Origin of the sequence: Sphingobacterium olei (assembly GCF_005048855.1) — a bacterium.
In the GTDB taxonomy this organism is placed as follows: Bacteria; Bacteroidota; Bacteroidia; order Sphingobacteriales; family Sphingobacteriaceae; genus Sphingobacterium; species Sphingobacterium olei.
Window position 1 is genome coordinate 77,628 of the sequence record NZ_SUME01000011.1, and the last position, 17,916, is coordinate 95,543.

The following is a 17,916-nucleotide window of genomic DNA, read 5'->3' on the forward strand; positions in this document are numbered from 1 at the left end:
CCGATGCCCTTAGATTAGCAAGGAGCATGCTTATTTATACCCATTAATCAAGTAAGCATTGCCCGAGAGCCGTCTCGACAGCTCCTCTCAACATATCTATTTTAAAACCATTGTGCGTCAATGGTTTTAAATCTTTAACTACAAGTTTAGCTGCTTCGCCGAAGGTTGAAGCTGTCGCTCTTTTACCTTTCAAAAACTGTTCTGCTTGAAGCCAGCGCCAAGGCTTATGTGCCACTCCTCCGGAGGCTAAGCGTGCTTCAATAATCCGGTCGCCATCCAAATGTAATGCCGCCGCTACCGAAACTAAGGCAAAAGCATAGGAATCGCGATCCCGAATCTTGAGATAGGCACAATTTTTACCAAAAAGATTTTCAGGTACTTCAATGGAAGTGATCAAGGCATGTTCAGGAAGATTGTTATCCAGATGTGGTGTGTTACCGGGTAAACGATGGAACTCTTGAAAAGGAATGACGGATTCTTTTTGGTCCTTACCAGTAATATGCACTTTTGCATTCAACGCTACCAATCCTACGCATAAATCTGACGGATGTACCGCCACACAATCTGCACTATACCCGACCACCGCGCTCATTCTATTGTGTCCATCGTAGGCACTACATCCCGAACCAGGTTTACGCTTATTACAAGCAGTCGTGACATCGTAAAAGTAGGGGCACCGCGTACGTTGCAGAAGATTTCCTGCCGTAGAAGCCATGTTTCGAATCTGCGGAGACGCTCCTGCGAGTACTGCCTTTGCGATTAAAGGAAAGTCCCGCAAAATCATAACATTTGTAGCCACCGTCGCATTGCGTGTCATCGCGCCTATTTGAATGGCCCTACCTTGGTTATCCACCTGACGACTTAAAGCATCGGTAATATCGAGTAACGTATCGGGCAACTGAATGTTTTTTTTCATCAGATCAACCAGATTGGTGCCCCCGGCAATGTATTGAACCTGTTCCTTTTTTTGTGACACCGCATCCTTAGGATCTTTAGTTTTTATTAAATTAAATGGTTTCATGATGTAGCAACTTTTTGAATAGATTCGACAATTCCATTATACGCTCCGCATCGGCACAGATTACCACTCATATGTTCCTTGATTTCAGTAACTGAATTGGCATGCCCTTCTTTGATACAGGCTATGGCAGACATAATTTGACCTGGTGTGCAATAACCACATTGAAAACCATCGCAGACGATAAAAGCCTCTTGCATGGGGTGTAATTGGCCGTCATTGGCAATTCCTTCTATTGTAGTTACCTCTTTTCCGCTAACCATCGCCGATAAGGTAAGGCAGCTTAAGACACGTTCGCCATCCACATGTACGGTGCACGCTCCGCATTGGCCATGGTCGCAACCTTTCTTAGTACCGGTTAAGGCTAAATTCTCCCGTAATAAATCCAGCAAGGTGGTCCGTGTATCCGAATCTAATGTGTAAGCCTTTTTATTTACAGAGATGGTTAAGGGAGCGGTCTTCTTTTGTATAACGATAAAGTCTTTGACCTGTTTATAAGCAGACTTTAAGGAAGCGGGAATTGCGGCCAATAAAGTCAATACTCCGGTTGTTTTTAAAAAAAATCGTCTACTTAATTTTTCATTCTTTGCCATAATCGGATTTATTTTCACTCGTATCATATTGACTTATAGCCAATCTATCAATAATATGCTTACCATAGAAACAACTAAAAAGGCATAAAGGTTTTTTACTACGTTTTTGCTGCATTCTGAAAAAGTAAAAACGCTCCCTCTCATCACCTGCTTTTAATGCTTTCAACTGTATTCCCTTTTTTCTTGATATACAAAGTACGTGATACCCTCACGCTTCTATGGTATACGGATTACTGAAATTACTACCAATATTACTGATTACGATACATCTGCCGTTATTGTTATAGCAGAATACGTAATTTTGTTAAGATAAAAAATAAAAGTTACGAAACAGGTAGATTATACTCTATTCACTTGCCCAAGACAGGATTGCTAAACAGAACAATTTAGCAGGATGGCGATATCGCAAATGAGATGGACGATTTCAGCTTGTGTTAAAACAGAAAAACCTTTGCATATGCAAAGGTTTTTCTGTTGTGCCCAGGAGCAGATTCGAACTGCCACGCCTATTCAGGCGCCACCCCCTCAAGATGGTGCGTCTACCAATTTCGCCACCTGGGCTTGCTCACGCAAAAATATACTTTTTTTGGAAACTTACAATTGTTTTTCTGCTATTTATTGTTGTTTTTATCAATCAATGTCTGGATAATTCCGTCTGCCAATCCCACCCGTGGTGCAACGATATTTTTAAGATGCCCTACCTTCATAATGGTCAGGAAAATCTCCGAAGCCGGAATAATTACGTCGGCACGATCAGACTTTAAACCTAATTCGTGAATACGGTCTTTCATCGAGAAAGAAATCAAATAATCGTATAATGCTTTAAGCTTAGCATAAGAAATAGGCTTGTCCGCATTTTCATTTGCCAATCGCGATAGCTTGTTAATATTACCACCAGTACCTATTCCATAGATATTTTTATACCCTTTTGTTATTTCTCTTACCCATCTGCGCATTTCATCCCATGTCTCGGGCTTATCTTGATTGTCCAAGATACGAATAGTACCCAGATTGAACGAACAAGAGTCGACCAGTTTGGCATTAGCAAAAAGAGAAATCTCTGTACTCCCTCCGCCGACATCAATATATAGATATACCTTGTTTTTATCCATTTTATCACTTAAATGCGAATTATAGATAATCTGAGCTTCTACGCCCCCATCTATAATCTGAATATCCACTCCGATGTTCTTACAGGCTTCCACGACCTCCTGTCCATTGTCTGCATCTCGCATCGCCGAAGTGGCACAGGCCATATAGTCCGTAACTTTATAGACATCCATTAAATGGCGAAATGCCGACATCGTTTTCACCATATCCTGAAACTTGGTTTCTGAAATATGCTTTTCTATAAATGCATCGTCACCCAAACGAAGTGGAACACGTAAAAGGGTATTTTTGGAATAGGTAATCTCGTCTTGTTTTTCTAGAATATCTGCAATTAGTAACCTGACTGCATTGGAACCAATATCTATAGCTGCGTATCTCACAAAAATATTTTAATAAATAATGTATAACGAAATAAAGCTACTGATAATTCAACCAATAACAGTGCTTTCTGTATTAAAATAACGTTAAGTTAATAAGAAATTTACTTCTTTTTTGCAGGAGCTAAAATTTCAAGCTGACAAAGAATTTGCTCGGCCGTGACGAAATAAGGTTCACGCAAACGAATGGTCTGGTAAACCGCATCAAATAGGTGCATATAATTCCCCTTCTCCGCCGAAACCTCTATTTCTTCAGCTACATCATCCAAAATAACCGTTAACAACCCTTCCTGACCTTCATGTTCGATGCCATAAGATGAGTCTAGCGGACTCATTCCAAACTGAAGTTGAGCCTCCTGCACATCAGTACGGTCTTTAATAAACGTACCGTTCGCTCCATGTAAAACAAAACTTTTTTGAGGATTTGCGACTAACAGGCTAGTTGTGATAAATACATTCAAACCATCTTGATAGTTCAAAATCAACGAAGCGTAGTCGTCTACCTTGGTGTTTGGTCTATTTTGCGATAGAATTTTAGTTGCAGATTTTGGACTGCCAAATAAAGAAATAACCTGATCCAACAAATGAGAACCAAGATCATAAAGAACTCCGCTAGCGGGACGAGGAGTCTCCTTAAAAATCTTAGGCCCAATTTCAGGCTTGAATCGATCAAAACGCAAATGCAATTCAATGGGTTTGCCTACTAAATTTTTATCCAGGATATATTTTAGAGATTTAAAATCAGAATCAAAGCGTCTGTTGTGAAATGGAAGAACGCAACGGTCGGTTTCTTTGCCTATTTCAAAGAGTTCCTGTGCTTCGGCTACAGTGGGCGAAAATGGTTTTTCGATCAACACATGCTTTCCCGAGAGAAGCGCTCTCTTTGCAAAATCAAAATGCGTATCATTCGGCGTGTTAACAATAACTAGCTCAATGTCGGCATCGTTTAATAACTCGTCGATACTATCATAACTGATGACATGGGGATAATCTAATTGTGCGTTCTTTTTCGAACGCTCAACCACCGCCTTGAACTCAAAAAAGTTACTATTTTCTACAAACGGCGCATGGAATACCCTTCCGGACATTCCATACGACAATATACCTGTTACGATTGGTTGTACCACCATATCCTAGTTGTGCTTAATGATGTGCGTGGGCATCTTCTTTGCCTCCGGCTTGTGCATACAAATCCGAAATAGCCGCTAGGTGTTTTTTTGCGAATTTTTGTAGGTCTTTATTTGTATTACGTGTTAATCTTTCGAATTGTGTTTTCAGCGTTGCCAATTCGTGTTGTGTATGGCTTACGTAATCGCTAACCGGTTCATGCGCATGTTGTGCTTCCTGCTCAACAGTAACTGTAGCAGAGTGAACCGTAGTATCTGGCGTAGAAGGAGCTGCCGCTGCTGCATGAGCAGTTACGCCTTCGTCCGAAGAATGGGTCGCTGCCACACCTTTAATTGGATAATCAACATGAAAAGCGGTAGCGATACTATCCAATTCGGGATCTAATTGTGTATAGAAGTCTTTCAGTTTGGCCCCTAGTTCTTTTGCTTTCACATCTCCATCGTTCTGTATCTGATCTGCGTGCACTAATCCTGTCGCAACATGTTCACCTACGATTTGGAAAAATGCATAGGCGTCTCCATCCACCAATGAAGTATGTGTATATTTTAACTGTCTTTCCTCAGCAGTCTTTTGAGCACATGAGTTTAACAGTGTACTTGCACAAACTGCTGCAACAAATAATGTATTGAATTTCATCTGTATAATTTTGTAAGTCCCTTAGATATTCTATCTTTCGTGCAACAAAAATATAAAATATCTAATATAATTCTCAAATTAAATGATCTTAAATTATGCTAGGTTTCGTCCGGCATTTACCACCCCAAAAATTGTTCTTCCAATAAGTTTTTTATAAACATCCTGTTTCTCTTCGCTTATTTTCTTATCCCTTTCTAACGTGCGGATGGCATAATGCTGAATAATTAACAAAGGCAAAACGATTTTTTCCCTTTCCAAAATCGAGGCTCTTTCTACAGGATAATTTTGCATCAAAATTTCAGAATTGCTCAACTTCAAAAGGTATTTCTTTGTATTTTGATACTCATCATGAAGCAAACTCCAAAATGTGCCAAATGTCGGATCATCTTTCATATACGAAGTGATATGAAAATTTGATTTTGTCATCGACATCATACAATTATCGATAAGTGTATTAAAGAAGCCGGAACTTTCGTAGAGGTTCTTGACATAAGACCATAAATTATTTTCTTCGGCCCACTGCAAGGCTGTTCCAACGCCGAAGAAACCAGGGATATTTTGTTTAAGTTGGCTCCACGAAGTCACGAATGAAATAGCACGTAAATCTTCCAAGCGCAACTCTCGATTGGAGTTTCGTTTTACTGGTCTACTACTGATATTAATCGAAGCTAACGACTTTAACGGACTCAGTGTTTCGAGGTAAGATAAAAATTGTGGATGATGCCGCAATGCTAAAAATTTCCGGTGGCTTTCTGCCGCCATACCATCAATAACTTCCTTTTGTTTCGATGTCAGGGTATCGGATGCGTTCTGTCTTAACTCGGACACCAAGCCGGCATGTAATAATTGTTCTATATTGGATTGAGCAGTATCCAATGAGCCATATTGACTACTTATCGTCTGTCCTTGAATAGTTAATTGAATGTGTTTATTTTCAATTTCAGATCCCATTGAAGCATAAAAACGTTGCGTTTTCCCACCACCTCTTGCTGGTGGTCCTCCCCTGCCATCAAAGAAAACCAAATCGACATCGTACTCACGGGCAATCGCAGTTAGTTCTATCTTTGCCCTATATATTGACCAGTTCGCCATCAAATATCCCCCATCTTTCGTACTGTCTGAGAACCCAAGCATAATGGTCTGCTTATTGCCTCTCAGCTTCAGATGCTTGGCATATTCCTTATTTGTATACAATGACTTCATCACGTCTGCAGCACGGGAAAGGTCATCCACGGTTTCAAACAAAGGAACAAAATCAATGCAGAGCTCATCCCTTTTCCATCCTTCCCATAAAAACAACTGCATTAATCCTAAGATATCCGATGCCTGTTGGCAGTTGGAGATGATAAAACGCTGTGCGGCACGTTCGCTACCTGATTTCTGAATGTCTTTCAATAGACGAATTACATTGACGGTGTCCTGTACTAAGCTATCCGCATCATCCGCATAATCTAAGGTTAACTCATTGAATTGAAATGCTTTTTGCTTGTCTTCTTCCGAAGACGTTAGATCCGAACTCTTCAACTTTGTATCGTCGTATTTTTCAACTAGGTAACTTATAGTATTACGCAAGATACTACTATCCTGACGAATATCCAATGTGGTAAAATAGCACCCAAACGTATTAACTTTACGAATCAAATCTTCCACTAACCCAACAAATAATCCATCATGCCGTGCATTCAAGACATCTTTTATCGCATTTAGGTTTTCTAAAATCTTTGCCGTATCGTCCTCCGGATTGTCTACCGGATTAAAGCTATTTTCATAGAAAAGGTTCTGAAGATTATCTAAATATCCCTCTACTCCCCGGAAGGTAATCCGTCTTTTAACCTGACGAAAATCACGATAATAACACCTAAAAAGAATAGTACGCAAGAGCGCAGCAACCGTTTTTGTGCTTTCTGCCGTAACATTTGGATTACCATCCCGATCCCCTCCGGGCCAAAATCCCAATTCAATCAGTTGTTTAACTTCTTCGGCAGGCAGCTCCAGGGCATCGTCAATTTTCGCCTGTATACCAGAAGCTACTTTATAAAAAACATTCTCCAGATACCAAGCTAAACTGATGGCCTCATCGACCGGCGTGGGTTGTTGCTTGTTTATAAACGGGGTCTTACCTAGCTGCTGAAGTAGTAAATGGATATTGGAAATATCATTAAGCTTTATTGCTTCAATCAGATCATTTATGATCCCCAATACAGGCCCCGGATAAAACTGTGTAGGATGTGCGGTAAGTACCAGCCGGACAGAGAAATCTTTCAATTTCTCGACGATTTGCTTTTTCAATTTATCATCATCCTGGGTAAGCTTAAACAATGAATTCAATCCTCCTATTTCATCTCCTTTACCGATAACTTGATACGCCGAATCTTCAACCGCATCGAAGAGTACAACTTGACGTTCTACATATTGTACGATCCGAAAGAGTAGATCAAGACGATCTTCTTCTTGAACATACTGCTCATACTGGCCAAAGAAACTGTCGATAATATCTTCAGGAGGCAGATGCTCTTCGACTCCTTTTTCGCAATGTGTCGTAAAAAAGGGTAAAAGTGTTCCTGTATGTTTTACACGTTGAAAAGGAAGTGTCAAGAACAAACTCTTGAACAGATCGAATCGTGTAAGCACCTCATTTTCGAAAGTCGCTTTTTTTTGATGTAATTTCATTACTTACTTTAATTATAACTATAAGGCTTGGGCGTATTCAAATCTACCATACGATGGCAGCCCTTCAAATATATGTAATTTATATTAAAATCATTAATTTTTTACAAAAATTACAATTAAAATTAATTTTTTTTAAAAAAGTATAAAATAAACAAATTCTCCTTCGAATTGTTTAATAAATATACATGCTAAAAAATAAATTAAACAAAAAATAATGAGCGAGAAACTATATACAGCAGAAGTAACCGCGATTGGCGGAAGAGATGGCGTTATCAAGTCATCTGATGGCGTTTTAGACTTCGCGGTGAGAAAACCAGAATCTATGGGCGGAAAGGGCGGAGCGACTAACCCGGAACAGTTATTTGCCGCCGCATGGTCGTCGTGCTTTCTCGGAGCGATGGGAGCTGTTAGCGAAAAAGACAACGTAGACCTGAAAGATACTCAGGTAACTGTGCGAATTTCTTTCAACTCGGAAGGTAACAGTGCGTTTCTTTCCGCAGAGCTAGAAGCTTATGTACCTTCTTTAGATAAAGCCCAAACGCAAGCTTTAATTGAAAAGGCTCATCGCGTATGCCCCTATTCAAAAGCCACTAAAGGAAATATTGACACATCTCTAAAAGCAGTTTGACCGGAAGGTTAACTGCTTTTATCTTTTTTTATATTTCGATTTTCACATCTTCTTTTCTGAAAGTGTCTGCTTTTCACTAGCCCGTTGCCTGTAATAAGGTTCTGATGTGTTTTTATCGTCATCGAGGAGGAGAAACGACGACGTGGCAATCTATGTTTTAAGACTGCCACGTCGTACCTCCTCGCAGTGACGTAATTTGTATCTACCCTGAAGGTTTTGTGCTATCTTTGCATAACGAAATAACGTGAACCATTCGTGTTTTAAATTATTTTTTGTTACATAGTGGAATATAATTTATCGCGGACTTTAAAGTATTGAATTTGCGTTCATGAGCTCTCGGAGGTTTAGCTGAGATAAGAGAATTGTCCGACATATGGTTTCTGAATTTAATTTAACGGATGAAGAGGACAGAAGAATTTAGCAGTTTTTTTTATAGTCAATATTTTGCAGATGGCTTACGCATCACACTTGGAAGTATTGTTCCTATAATGATTTGCGCCTTAATAGGTGAATTTATTACAGGTACATTGATTTCCCTAGGGGCATTGATCGTGGGATTATCCGATACACCAGGAGCTCCGACACACCGTAGAATAGGCATGTTCTATTGCACCGTCTTATGCATTCTTACGGTCTTTATCACTGCTTTACTTAATAGTTCCTTAATTGCAATGACACTTGCAATTGGCATATTGTCTTTTGTCTTTTCCATGTTTGCCGTTTTTAATGCGAGAGCAGCTACAGTCGGAACCATGTGTATATTGGTCATGCTTATCAATGTAGACGATATATACACCTTCAAGGAAGAACTTACCTATCTTCTGTATTTTATAATCGGTGCATGCTGGTATATGATCATAAGTATGTCTATTACGCAGGCGAGACCATACAGGCTAGCACAGCAGGAGTTATCGGAAACAATTTTACATGTTGCAGATTACATTCGCCTCAAGGCTAATTTTTACGACATCAAACAGAATTTAGACAACAACTACCTCAAATTAATTGACAAACAGGTTATCGTCAATATACATCAGGAAAATGTAAGAGACATTTTATTTCAAAGTAAAAGATCAATAAAAGATACAACCAAAGAGGGAAGATACCTGACGTTGATCTTTGCAGATATTGTCGATTTATTTGAGCAGAGTATGACTACTCATTATGATTATGAAACTATTCGTAACAATTATGGGGAAACGGGGATATTAGAACAGATTAAGAACTTGCTGTACAAAGTAACGCACGAGTTAGATAATTTAGCATACAAAATCAACGCGAACAAAACCCCCACGTCTGTCTATGATTTTGATAAGGAGATTGAAAAAATCAGGTATGCTATCGAGAAAGTAGACGAAGAAGAAAAAATAAATTCTATTCCACTCAAAAAAATATTAATTAATATCCGTAAAATATCGCAACAAGTACGCACCATTTACCATTATAGCCAATTTAAAGTTATTGAAGTTCAGGACGAAGACACAATAGATACGAAAAAATTTATAAAAACAGATTTAATCAATTGGCAGAATTTCAAAGATAACATCAGTATCGAATCCAGCATTTTTAGACATGCACTTCGAATGGGCGTTGTACTTTCTTCAACTTATTTAATTTTAAATTTGTTTGAGTATTCAAATTTCGGCACTTACTGGATTTTGTTAACCATTCTTGTGATTCTCAAACCCGGTTTTGGCCTGACAAAAGAACGCAATCTTCAGCGGTTGGGCGGGACTGTTATAGGCGGTATTATCGGTGCGATCATTTTAATTACAATAGAAGATTTATCCATTCGGTTTGTTTTGCTCATTTTTTTCTTTCTCATAGCCTATAGTTTATTCCGAATAAACTATATTATGGCGGTTATTTTTATGACCCCTTACGTACTCATTATGTCGAGTTTTACAGGAATGAATACTTTTGAAATCGCGCAAGAACGAATTTTAGATACATTTCTGGGTGGAACCATCGCGTTTTTATCAAGCTATATCGTATTTCCAAACTGGGAGAGTTTTCAAATAAAATCAAACATAAAAAGCCTTTTAGCTGCAAATTACCATTATTTAGCGCAGGCATTGAAGCTGCTATCCGGAAAACCCTTACCTGTCATAGATTATAAATTAGCGCGCAAAGAGGTTTATATTGCATCTGCAAATATGGGTTCTACATTTCAACGTCTTTTAACGGAACCTAAATGGAGACAACAAATCACGAAAGAAGTAAATAGATTCGTAATTTTGAATCATATATTTTCTTCATATTCGGCCACATTATTAACACAGCTCAAAGAAGCTGAAAACATCAATTTCAACAATGACCATCTGAAGTCTTTGATCAAAACCCTTCAAAATCTGGAGAAAACGATCCAATCTCTCGAATTGGAAAAAGCACAGACGTTCACTCCTACTAGCCACGTTGACAAAATCGTACATATCTCTATTGATAGCGACGAAGCGAAATTAATTACAGATCAATTACAATTTTTGATGAAAATTTCAGCAGATTTACAAAAAATAACAGCCGAAATTATCTTTAAAGATGTGCAAGCAGTAGAAGAATCAAGTACGAATGAAAAAAAGATTTGACATCATTATTATTGGGGGGGGGCCTATTGGACTAGCGAGTGCGATAGAGGCAAAAAAAGCAGGATTATCATATATGATCTTCGAAAAGGGCTGCCTCGTAAATTCATTATACAATTACCCTATAAATATGACTTTCTTTTCCACATCGGAAAAACTGGAAATAGGCAACATACCGTTTGTAACGACAAGTCCTAAGCCACAGCGAGCTGAAGCGTTGGAATATTACCGTCGAATTCAGACTACATTTGAGCTAAATATCCACTTATTTGAAGAGGTATTGTCTGTTGATAAGGAAAACACCGGGGGATTCAATGTAAAAACCTCAAAAGCGGCGTATGAAGCTGCACATATTATCGTAGCTACGGGATTCTACGATATCCCTACGTTGCTCGATATTCCCGGAGAGAACCTTCCAAAGGTAAGACATTACTACAATGACCCGCATTACTATGCTGGACAACATATCGTCGTAGTTGGCGCCAGTAATTCTTCTATCGACGCAGCATTGGAAACGTACCGTAAGGGAGCACAGGTCACTTTAGTGGTTCGCGGCCCTGAAATAAGTCCTCGGGTCAAGTATTGGGTACGACCGGATATCGAGAACCGAATAGCGGGGAAAGAAATTAGTGTGTTCTACAGCAGCAAATTAACGGCTATCACCGAGACGGAGGTTGAAATCCAAACACCAACCGACAGGATTTGTCTTAAAAATGATTTTGTGCTCGCGTTGACCGGATACAGACCCAATTTCGCATTGCTGAAAAAACTAGGTATTACAATTCCTGAGGAGTCGCCCTGCATTCCATATCATGATCCGAACACCATGGAAACAAACATCAAAAATATGTATTTAGCTGGCGTGGTGTGCGGAGGATTAAATACACATCTTTGGTTTATAGAGAACTCAAGAATACATGCTGAGATAATTATTGCCCATATCACTCAAAAATTAGACGCTTAACCCTTTTATAAATATTTTGGCCATTTTTTTCTGCATTTCAAGTATTGCATCAAACTCTTCTTTTGTTGGGAAAAAAGAATGCTTGATATCTTTGATTACAATCATACGCATGCCCATCAAAGAGAATAAAAGTAAACGGGCCGTTTCGTCGTAATCATCGATGATCAGCTCTCCGCATTTCACACCATTTTTGAGAATCGATATTATCTGCAGATGTTGTTGTTCAAAAGAGCAGATTATTACCTTTCCGAGATCTTCGGGCACATCTTTACTCGCATTAAACGTATACTCAAAAAGATTGTAGTATTTCTTAATATACTCCATTCGTTTTTCTAATATAATCATTACAGCCTGTTCCGTATTCTTCACAGGTTTTAGTACCTCTAAAATATCTTCTTCCTGCTCTGTAATTACATAATCCAACACAGCGCAATACAAACTATTTTTATCTGGAAAGTAGTAATACAATAAAGCTTTTGAAAAAGAAAGATCTTTTGCGATCTCGGCCATTGTCGTTTTTGACATTCCATAATGGGCGAAACGTCTTTTCGCAGATTCTAATATTTTAATACGTTTCTCGTCAGCACTTTTAGGCATAATCAGTAAAATAAGTTTGTTCAAAAATTGCTCTTTATCTTATCTTTACAAATAAATTAATTAAAGTTATCATTTTATATTGAATATTTAAAAGAATTAGTCAAATAATACAAACTGTGAATATAGAACAAAACATTTCCTTAAAACCCTTCAATACTTTTGGTGTAGACGCTCTTGCAAAAAAATTCATTGAAATTAAAGAAGAAAAAGAGCTTTATTCTTTATACGATAATGGTGTTTTTAACGAGGATTTTTTTGTTTTGGGAGGTGGAAGTAATGTCTTATTCACACAGGATTATAACGGCACAATTATAAAAATATCCAGCAAAGGAATCCAACATTTTATCGAAGGTAACTATGTATATGTCACAGCGAATGGTGGAGAGGTCTGGAATGATTTAGTATGGTACTGCGTCAATCAAGGGTTTCCAGGTTTAGAAAACATGGCACTCATTCCCGGTACAGTAGGTGCATCTCCTATTCAGAATATCGGTGCTTATGGAGCTGAACTGATGAATTTTTTTTCCTCTTGCAGGGCTTTTGACACGAAGACGGGTAAATTCACTATCTTTACCAATGCGGAATGCCAATTTACGTATAGAGATAGCATATTTAAAAGCAAATACAAAGGAAGGTTTATCATTACTGCCGTAACGTATAAACTATTTTTACATAGCAAACGGAATACTAGCTATGGCGCCATTGAAGAAGAATTGAAAAAAAGAAATATTGCCACACCTACCATTAAGGATATTGCGGAAGTTGTATCACACATCCGTGTTGAAAAACTACCTGATCCCAGTACAGTAGGAAACGCCGGAAGCTTTTTTAAAAATCCGATTGTAACGCAGGCTAAATTAGACGATGTAAAAAGTCTTTTTCCAAATGTCGTTTTCTATCCAATGGAAAACGGTCAAGTTAAAATTGCAGCAGGCTGGTTGATCGAACAGTGTGGATGGAAGGGTAAACAAATTGGTAACGTCGCCGTTTGGAAAAATCAAGCGCTAGTACTGACCAATATTGAAGACGCTACAGGTGTAGAGATTTATGACCTTTCGACCAAAATCATAGACAATGTCCTAAAAACATTTGGCATTAGACTGGAACGGGAAGTAAACGTTTTATAAAAAGTTTTCCACATTTCTTGATAATTTTAAATGTTGCAAACATTTAAATCTACCTTAAACATAGAGTTAGCGTAATTTTCAATCATTCTCTTGCCGTTTAACAAAAAATTAATATCAATTATCCAGGTTAGTCCTAATCTCTAGCATAACTTTTGTAAATATGTATACTGAAACCGTAGTTATTTATAAAATGATGTCGTCAAAATTGCTTTATTGAACATTTAGATATTCAGCTCTTTTTGTAAGTAACTACATATTGTTGAACGAATTAAATCCAATCTAGTATGAACAGAGTAGAATTCAACAGCTTAGTAATCCAGCATTCAGATTCCTTAAAATTGTATGCTAAAAACTTCACAAAAGACCATGACGATGCGAATGATCTTGTACAAGACACCCTATTAAAAGCTGTAACCTATTTCAATAATTTTAGGGAGGGAACGAATTTAAAGGGATGGTTGTATACGATAATGAAGAATACATTCATCAACAATTATCGTCGTATTGTAAAAACTAATTCATTTATTACAAAAGAAGAAGAAATATCGCCGGCTAACCTGGTTGTATCGGCCACCAAAAACAAAGGTGAAGATAAATTTGTAATGGAAGATATAAATACTGCGTTAACTAATCTTTCGGACGAATATTACATTCCATTTACCATGTACTTTGAAGGATTCAAATACCACGAAATTTCCGAACACCTAAACATTCCGATCGGAACTGTAAAAACAAGAATACATGTCGCTCGGAAAGCAATGAAAAAAACACTTTCAGCTTATAAATACCACGCTTAAGGTGTATTTTAGCGGAATGGAATCCGAAAAGCAAAATACAGACTTCACAAAATACACACAATCGCAATTAGCGCTTCGGAATGGTCAGGATAAGCCTTCGATTTGGGTGGCTTACAAAGGGTATATCTACGATGTGTCGGAAAGCAGACTCTGGAAAAAAGGCATGCATTACGAACATTGGGCCGGCCAAGACCTTACCGAAGAACTCGCTGATGCACCTCATTCAGCCGAGGTGTTTAAAAAATTTTCAATTATTGGAATTCTAATTTGAGATAAGCCGCTTATTCGCTTATCTCAAATTTTGAAAGGGCTATAAACTGCTTAAGTCTCAAAGAGATATCTTCTTGCGTCAAATTCTGAAGACGCTCTGTACCGAATTTCTCTACGCAGAATGAAGCTAATGCTGAACCGTAGATTACTGCATTTTTCATATTGTTAAAGTTTACGGATTTCACTTTAGCGAGATAGCCAATAAAACCTCCGGCAAATGTATCTCCTGCTCCTGTAGGATCAAACACGTCGGCTAAAGGTAATGCCGGCGCGGAGAAAACCTGCCCGTCTCCAAACAACAAAGCGCCGTGTTCCCCTTTTTTGATAATTAGATACTTAGGCCCCATATCTTGAATAATTTTAGCTGCTTTTACTAACGAATATTCGCCCGCAAGTTGTCTTGCCTCTGCATCATTAATAGTAAGTACATCTACTTTTTTCAATACAGACTTCAAATCGTCCAACGCAACATCCATCCAAAAGTTCATAGTATCCAAAACCACCAATTTAGGTGTTTTTTCTAAACGATCTAAAGTAGATTGCTGTACTTGCGGAGTAAGGTTTCCTAACAATAAAAATTCACAGTCCTGATAAGAAATTGGTACTTTGGGATCAAAATCTGCCAACACATTTAGCTCTGTAATTAGCGTATCCCGGCTATTCATATCGTTATGATACTTACCAGACCAAAAGAATGACTTTCCTCCAGGTATCACTTCCACACCTTCAACATCAATACCTTTGTGTGTAAGCATATCTATATTGTCCCCAAAATCCTCTCCTATTACACTAACTAACTTTACGTTGTCATATAAATATGATGCAGACAATCCAGCAAATGTAGCTGCACCACCTACGATTTTATCGGTTTTACCGAATGGGGTCTCTATTGCATCAAATGCCACTGTACCAACTATAACCAAACTCATGCGTAGTATATTATATAGTAAATAAAAAAACCGGCATCTAGGCCGGTTTTTTTTAGCTCCTGAAGCTGGGCTCGAACCAGCGACCCTCTGATTAACAGTCAGATGCTCTAACCAGCTGAGCTATTCAGGATCATATTAGAAGTACTTCCTTCTAAAGTGTTACAAAGATAAAACTTCGCAATTAAAATTCAAAGAAAAAAAACATTTTTCCTCGCTAATTGACAGCAGTTTCTTCTTGTTTCTTTCCATAGCTCTCATTGTGCACACTAGCGACCGCACGACCGGAGGGATCGTTAAGGTTTTGAAATGACGCATCCCACAACAGTGCTTCGGGTGTACTACATGCAACCGACTTAACAGAGGGTACTGTCAACGCAGCGGCTTCCGAAGGAAAATGCGATTCAAAAATAGACCTGTATAGATATTCTTCTTTATTTTTTGGCGGATTAATTGGAAATCTTTCTGCGGCACCGGCAAATTCAGCATCAGTAACTTTGTTTTCTGCTTGCTCTTTCAAGGTATCAATCCAACTGTATCCTACTCCATCCGAAAATTGTTCTTTTTGACGCCAAGCAATACTTTCTGGCAAATAATCTTCAAATGCTTTTCGAACGACCCATTTCTCCATTCTCTCGGCTGTTATCATTTTATCCGATGGGTTGATTGTCATGGCCACATCCATAAACTCTTTGTCCAAGAACGGCACACGACCTTCTACACCCCATGCTGCCAAAGACTTGTTAGCACGCAAACAATCGTATAAATATAGTTTTTTAAGCTTTCGAACTGTTTCTTCATGGAATTCTTGTGCATTTGGCGCTTTATGAAAATACAAATATCCACCAAATAGCTCATCGGACCCCTCTCCCGAAAGAACCATTTTAATACCCATAGATTTGATCACCCTTGCCAATAAATACATCGGTGTTGATGCCCGAATCGTTGTTACATCATAAGTCTCCAAATGATAGATAACATCACGAATCGCATCTAAACCCTCTTGGATGGTAAAATTAATTTCGTGGTGAATGGTACCAATATGATCGGCTGCTTTTTGTGCAGCGATTAAGTCTGGAGCACCTTTTAGTCCTACCGCAAAAGAATGCAGCTGTGGATACCACGCTTCTTCTTCATCACCAGATTCAACTCTCTTGGATGCAAACTTTTTAGTAATCGCGGCAATAACAGAAGAATCTAGCCCCCCTGATAAAAGAACACCATAAGGCACATCCGACATTAATTGACGATGCACGGCATCTTCCAAGGCCTTACGCAACTTAGCAATATCCGTTTGATTTTCTTTTACGCTATCATATGACTCCCATTCTCTGGTATACCATCTTTGTGGCTCGGCACTTTCTAAACTATATATATAATGTCCCGGGGGAAATTGTTCTATTCTAGCGCAAAATCCTTCCAATGATTTTAACTCCGAAGCAACAAAAAACTGCCCTTTTTCATCATAACCATAGTAAAGAGGAATAATCCCCATATGGTCACGAGCAACGAAATAGGAATCATTGCGCGAGTCATATAAAGCAAAACCAAATATACCGTTCAAATCCTCCACAAATGAAGAACCTTTTTCTAGATATAGGGCAAGTATAACTTCTGAATCTGATTGTGTCGCAAAATTATAATTAGGCAGGGAATTTCTTAATTCTTGATGGTTATAGATTTCTCCATTTACAGCTAAAACAACTGTTCCATCAGGACTAAATAACGGTTGACTTCCTGATTTAGGATCTACAATAGCCAAACGTTCATGGGCTAAAATAGCTTTTTCTGAACTGAAGATACCAGACCAATCTGGCCCACGATGCCTAATTCTTTTAGACATCTCTAAGGCTTGAGGTCTAATCTTACCTTCTTCTTCTTTTAAATCGAATGCTCCTATAATTCCGCACATACATATAACTTTTATCGTTCAATATTTAATAATACAAAGGAAGCAATAAAAAAATGAAATTCATAACGCTTTTTATTTTTCTTTAATAATTTAATAAAAAATAACACATTTCATTATAAATAAGATTACCAAAATAATGAATCCATACAAATTAAAATTATTTATAAATGTACGTGGTACATTTATACTATGCGGTGGGTATATCAAAATATAATGGATAAAAAAAAGAGCAGCGAATCCGCTACTCTTTTCTATATGTTATATGAAATTCTTTAGAAGAACATCAACTAAATTAGTTTTTCTTACTACCAAATCCTAAAATAGCGAAAACAACTTTAAAAGCTAAAAACGACGCCACCAAAATTGCAAGATTAGCTATTAACGAAAATAGAAAGGTAGATTGACCCAACGAAGGGATCACATCAGGAACAAATCTCACGAATACACCAAATAAACCAATAATAATAGCAATGGTTAATGATACATAATAACTTGTTTGATTTGCGTTGTTATCCGTTTTTTTGGGTTGTCTCTCAATAGCTGTATTTTCCATATCAGTGCGTTTTCTTTATTAATTGTAC

General features: G+C 38.0%; 17 protein-coding genes and 2 tRNA genes. 6 read left to right on the plus strand and 13 right to left on the minus strand.

Annotated features, from left to right (window positions below; translation table 11 throughout):
• Window positions 1–43: 43 nt before the first annotated feature.
• The 8 genes from FAZ15_RS20390 to FAZ15_RS20425 form a co-directional block, all read right to left on the minus strand.
• On the minus strand, window positions 44–1,021 hold the full coding sequence (locus FAZ15_RS20390; protein ID WP_136903219.1) for an FAD binding domain-containing protein: 978 nt from the start codon (window positions 1,019–1,021) through the stop codon (window positions 44–46).
• Entirely contained in the window at window positions 1,018–1,611 is a 594-nt protein-coding gene (locus FAZ15_RS20395; protein WP_136903220.1) for a (2Fe-2S)-binding protein, read from the minus strand. Before FAZ15_RS20395 ends, FAZ15_RS20390 begins: the two co-directional genes overlap by 4 nt.
• A complete protein-coding gene (locus FAZ15_RS20400; RefSeq protein WP_136903221.1) occupies window positions 1,598–1,777 on the minus strand; it encodes a hypothetical protein in 180 nt (59 codons plus the stop codon). Before FAZ15_RS20400 ends, FAZ15_RS20395 begins: the two co-directional genes overlap by 14 nt.
• 311 nt (window positions 1,778–2,088) lie before the next feature.
• A tRNA-Leu gene (locus tag FAZ15_RS20405) sits at window positions 2,089–2,172 on the minus strand.
• Window positions 2,173–2,222: 50 nt separating this feature from the next.
• Window positions 2,223–3,101, minus strand: a complete 879-nt coding sequence (locus FAZ15_RS20410) for a Ppx/GppA phosphatase family protein (RefSeq protein WP_136903222.1) — start codon at window positions 3,099–3,101, stop codon at window positions 2,223–2,225.
• Between the two features lie 101 nt (window positions 3,102–3,202).
• Complete coding sequence (locus FAZ15_RS20415) at window positions 3,203–4,228, minus strand: Gfo/Idh/MocA family oxidoreductase (protein WP_136903223.1); 1,026 nt, start codon at window positions 4,226–4,228, stop codon at window positions 3,203–3,205.
• Between the two features lie 13 nt (window positions 4,229–4,241).
• Window positions 4,242–4,862 (minus strand): hypothetical protein, encoded by a 621-nt coding sequence (locus tag FAZ15_RS20420; protein ID WP_136903224.1) that lies wholly within the window; start codon window positions 4,860–4,862, stop codon window positions 4,242–4,244.
• 93 nt (window positions 4,863–4,955) lie between these two features.
• Window positions 4,956–7,532, minus strand: a complete 2,577-nt coding sequence (locus tag FAZ15_RS20425) for a phosphoenolpyruvate carboxylase (protein WP_136903225.1) — start codon at window positions 7,530–7,532, stop codon at window positions 4,956–4,958.
• Between the two features lie 214 nt (window positions 7,533–7,746).
• Here FAZ15_RS20425 and FAZ15_RS20430 point away from each other — a divergent pair, with 214 nt between their 5' ends.
• The 3 genes from FAZ15_RS20430 (at window position 7,747) to FAZ15_RS20440 (ending at window position 11,706) form a co-directional block, all read left to right on the plus strand.
• Window positions 7,747–8,160 (plus strand): organic hydroperoxide resistance protein, encoded by a 414-nt coding sequence (locus FAZ15_RS20430; RefSeq protein WP_136903226.1) that lies wholly within the window; start codon window positions 7,747–7,749, stop codon window positions 8,158–8,160.
• A 398-nt stretch (window positions 8,161–8,558) separates the two neighbouring features.
• On the plus strand, window positions 8,559–10,745 hold the full coding sequence (locus FAZ15_RS20435; RefSeq protein ID WP_136903227.1) for an FUSC family protein: 2,187 nt from the start codon (window positions 8,559–8,561) through the stop codon (window positions 10,743–10,745).
• Window positions 10,729–11,706 carry a YpdA family putative bacillithiol disulfide reductase gene (locus tag FAZ15_RS20440; RefSeq protein ID WP_136903228.1) on the plus strand — a complete coding sequence of 326 codons (978 nt, stop codon included), beginning with the start codon at window positions 10,729–10,731 and terminating at the stop codon, window positions 11,704–11,706. The genes FAZ15_RS20435 and FAZ15_RS20440 overlap by 17 nt, the downstream gene beginning before the upstream one ends.
• Here FAZ15_RS20440 and FAZ15_RS20445 read toward each other — a convergent pair.
• Window positions 11,695–12,303: a TetR/AcrR family transcriptional regulator gene (locus tag FAZ15_RS20445; RefSeq protein ID WP_136903229.1), complete on the minus strand. Its 609-nt coding sequence runs from the start codon at window positions 12,301–12,303 to the stop codon at window positions 11,695–11,697. The genes FAZ15_RS20440 and FAZ15_RS20445 overlap by 12 nt on opposite strands.
• Before the next feature lie 116 nt (window positions 12,304–12,419).
• Here FAZ15_RS20445 and murB point away from each other — a divergent pair, with 116 nt between their 5' ends.
• The 3 genes from murB to FAZ15_RS20460 all read left to right on the plus strand — a co-directional run bounded on the left by murB (window position 12,420) and on the right by FAZ15_RS20460 (window position 14,498).
• Window positions 12,420–13,430: a UDP-N-acetylmuramate dehydrogenase gene (gene murB / locus FAZ15_RS20450; RefSeq protein ID WP_136903230.1), complete on the plus strand. Its 1,011-nt coding sequence runs from the start codon at window positions 12,420–12,422 to the stop codon at window positions 13,428–13,430.
• Between the two features lie 284 nt (window positions 13,431–13,714).
• On the plus strand, window positions 13,715–14,227 hold the full coding sequence (locus FAZ15_RS20455) for a sigma-70 family RNA polymerase sigma factor (RefSeq protein ID WP_136903231.1): 513 nt from the start codon (window positions 13,715–13,717) through the stop codon (window positions 14,225–14,227).
• A gap of 16 nt (window positions 14,228–14,243) precedes the next feature.
• Entirely contained in the window at window positions 14,244–14,498 is a 255-nt protein-coding gene (locus tag FAZ15_RS20460) for a cytochrome b5 domain-containing protein (RefSeq protein ID WP_136903232.1), read from the plus strand.
• Between the two features lie 10 nt (window positions 14,499–14,508).
• Here the strand turns inward: FAZ15_RS20460 and FAZ15_RS20465 are convergent, their stop codons facing one another.
• From FAZ15_RS20465 to FAZ15_RS20480, 4 genes are all read right to left on the minus strand, one after another.
• Window positions 14,509–15,426 carry a PfkB family carbohydrate kinase gene (locus FAZ15_RS20465; RefSeq protein WP_136903233.1) on the minus strand — a complete coding sequence of 306 codons (918 nt, stop codon included), beginning with the start codon at window positions 15,424–15,426 and terminating at the stop codon, window positions 14,509–14,511.
• 56 nt (window positions 15,427–15,482) lie between these two features.
• Window positions 15,483–15,556, minus strand: a tRNA-Asn gene (locus tag FAZ15_RS20470).
• 84 nt (window positions 15,557–15,640) lie between these two features.
• On the minus strand, window positions 15,641–17,335 hold the full coding sequence (gene asnB, locus FAZ15_RS20475; RefSeq protein WP_136903234.1) for an asparagine synthase B: 1,695 nt from the start codon (window positions 17,333–17,335) through the stop codon (window positions 15,641–15,643).
• Between the two features lie 292 nt (window positions 17,336–17,627).
• Complete coding sequence (locus FAZ15_RS20480; RefSeq protein ID WP_136903235.1) at window positions 17,628–17,888, minus strand: hypothetical protein; 261 nt, start codon at window positions 17,886–17,888, stop codon at window positions 17,628–17,630.
• Between the last annotated feature and the right edge of the window lie 28 nt (window positions 17,889–17,916).

Bases quoted from the DNA above. Each gene is read 5' to 3' on its own strand.
- FAZ15_RS20390 (WP_136903219.1), bottom strand. From the start codon at position 1,021: ATGAAACCATTTAATTTAATAAAAACTAAAGATCCTAAGGATGCGGTG.
- FAZ15_RS20395 (WP_136903220.1), bottom strand. From the start codon at position 1,611: ATGGCAAAGAATGAAAAATTAAGTAGACGATTTTTTTTAAAAACAACC.
- FAZ15_RS20415 (WP_136903223.1), bottom strand. From the start codon at position 4,228: ATGGTGGTACAACCAATCGTAACAGGTATATTGTCGTATGGAATGTCC.
- FAZ15_RS20420 (WP_136903224.1), bottom strand. From the start codon at position 4,862: ATGAAATTCAATACATTATTTGTTGCAGCAGTTTGTGCAAGTACACTG.
- FAZ15_RS20425 (WP_136903225.1), bottom strand. From the start codon at position 7,532: ATGAAATTACATCAAAAAAAAGCGACTTTCGAAAATGAGGTGCTTACA.
- FAZ15_RS20430 (WP_136903226.1), top strand. From the start codon at position 7,747: ATGAGCGAGAAACTATATACAGCAGAAGTAACCGCGATTGGCGGAAGA.
- FAZ15_RS20435 (WP_136903227.1), top strand. From the start codon at position 8,559: ATGAAGAGGACAGAAGAATTTAGCAGTTTTTTTTATAGTCAATATTTT.
- FAZ15_RS20440 (WP_136903228.1), top strand. From the start codon at position 10,729: ATGAAAAAAAGATTTGACATCATTATTATTGGGGGGGGGCCTATTGGA.
- FAZ15_RS20445 (WP_136903229.1), bottom strand. From the start codon at position 12,303: ATGCCTAAAAGTGCTGACGAGAAACGTATTAAAATATTAGAATCTGCG.
- FAZ15_RS20455 (WP_136903231.1), top strand. From the start codon at position 13,715: ATGAACAGAGTAGAATTCAACAGCTTAGTAATCCAGCATTCAGATTCC.
- FAZ15_RS20460 (WP_136903232.1), top strand. From the start codon at position 14,244: ATGGAATCCGAAAAGCAAAATACAGACTTCACAAAATACACACAATCG.
- FAZ15_RS20465 (WP_136903233.1), bottom strand. From the start codon at position 15,426: ATGAGTTTGGTTATAGTTGGTACAGTGGCATTTGATGCAATAGAGACC.
- asnB (WP_136903234.1), bottom strand. From the start codon at position 17,335: ATGTGCGGAATTATAGGAGCATTCGATTTAAAAGAAGAAGAAGGTAAG.
- FAZ15_RS20480 (WP_136903235.1), bottom strand. From the start codon at position 17,888: ATGGAAAATACAGCTATTGAGAGACAACCCAAAAAAACGGATAACAAC.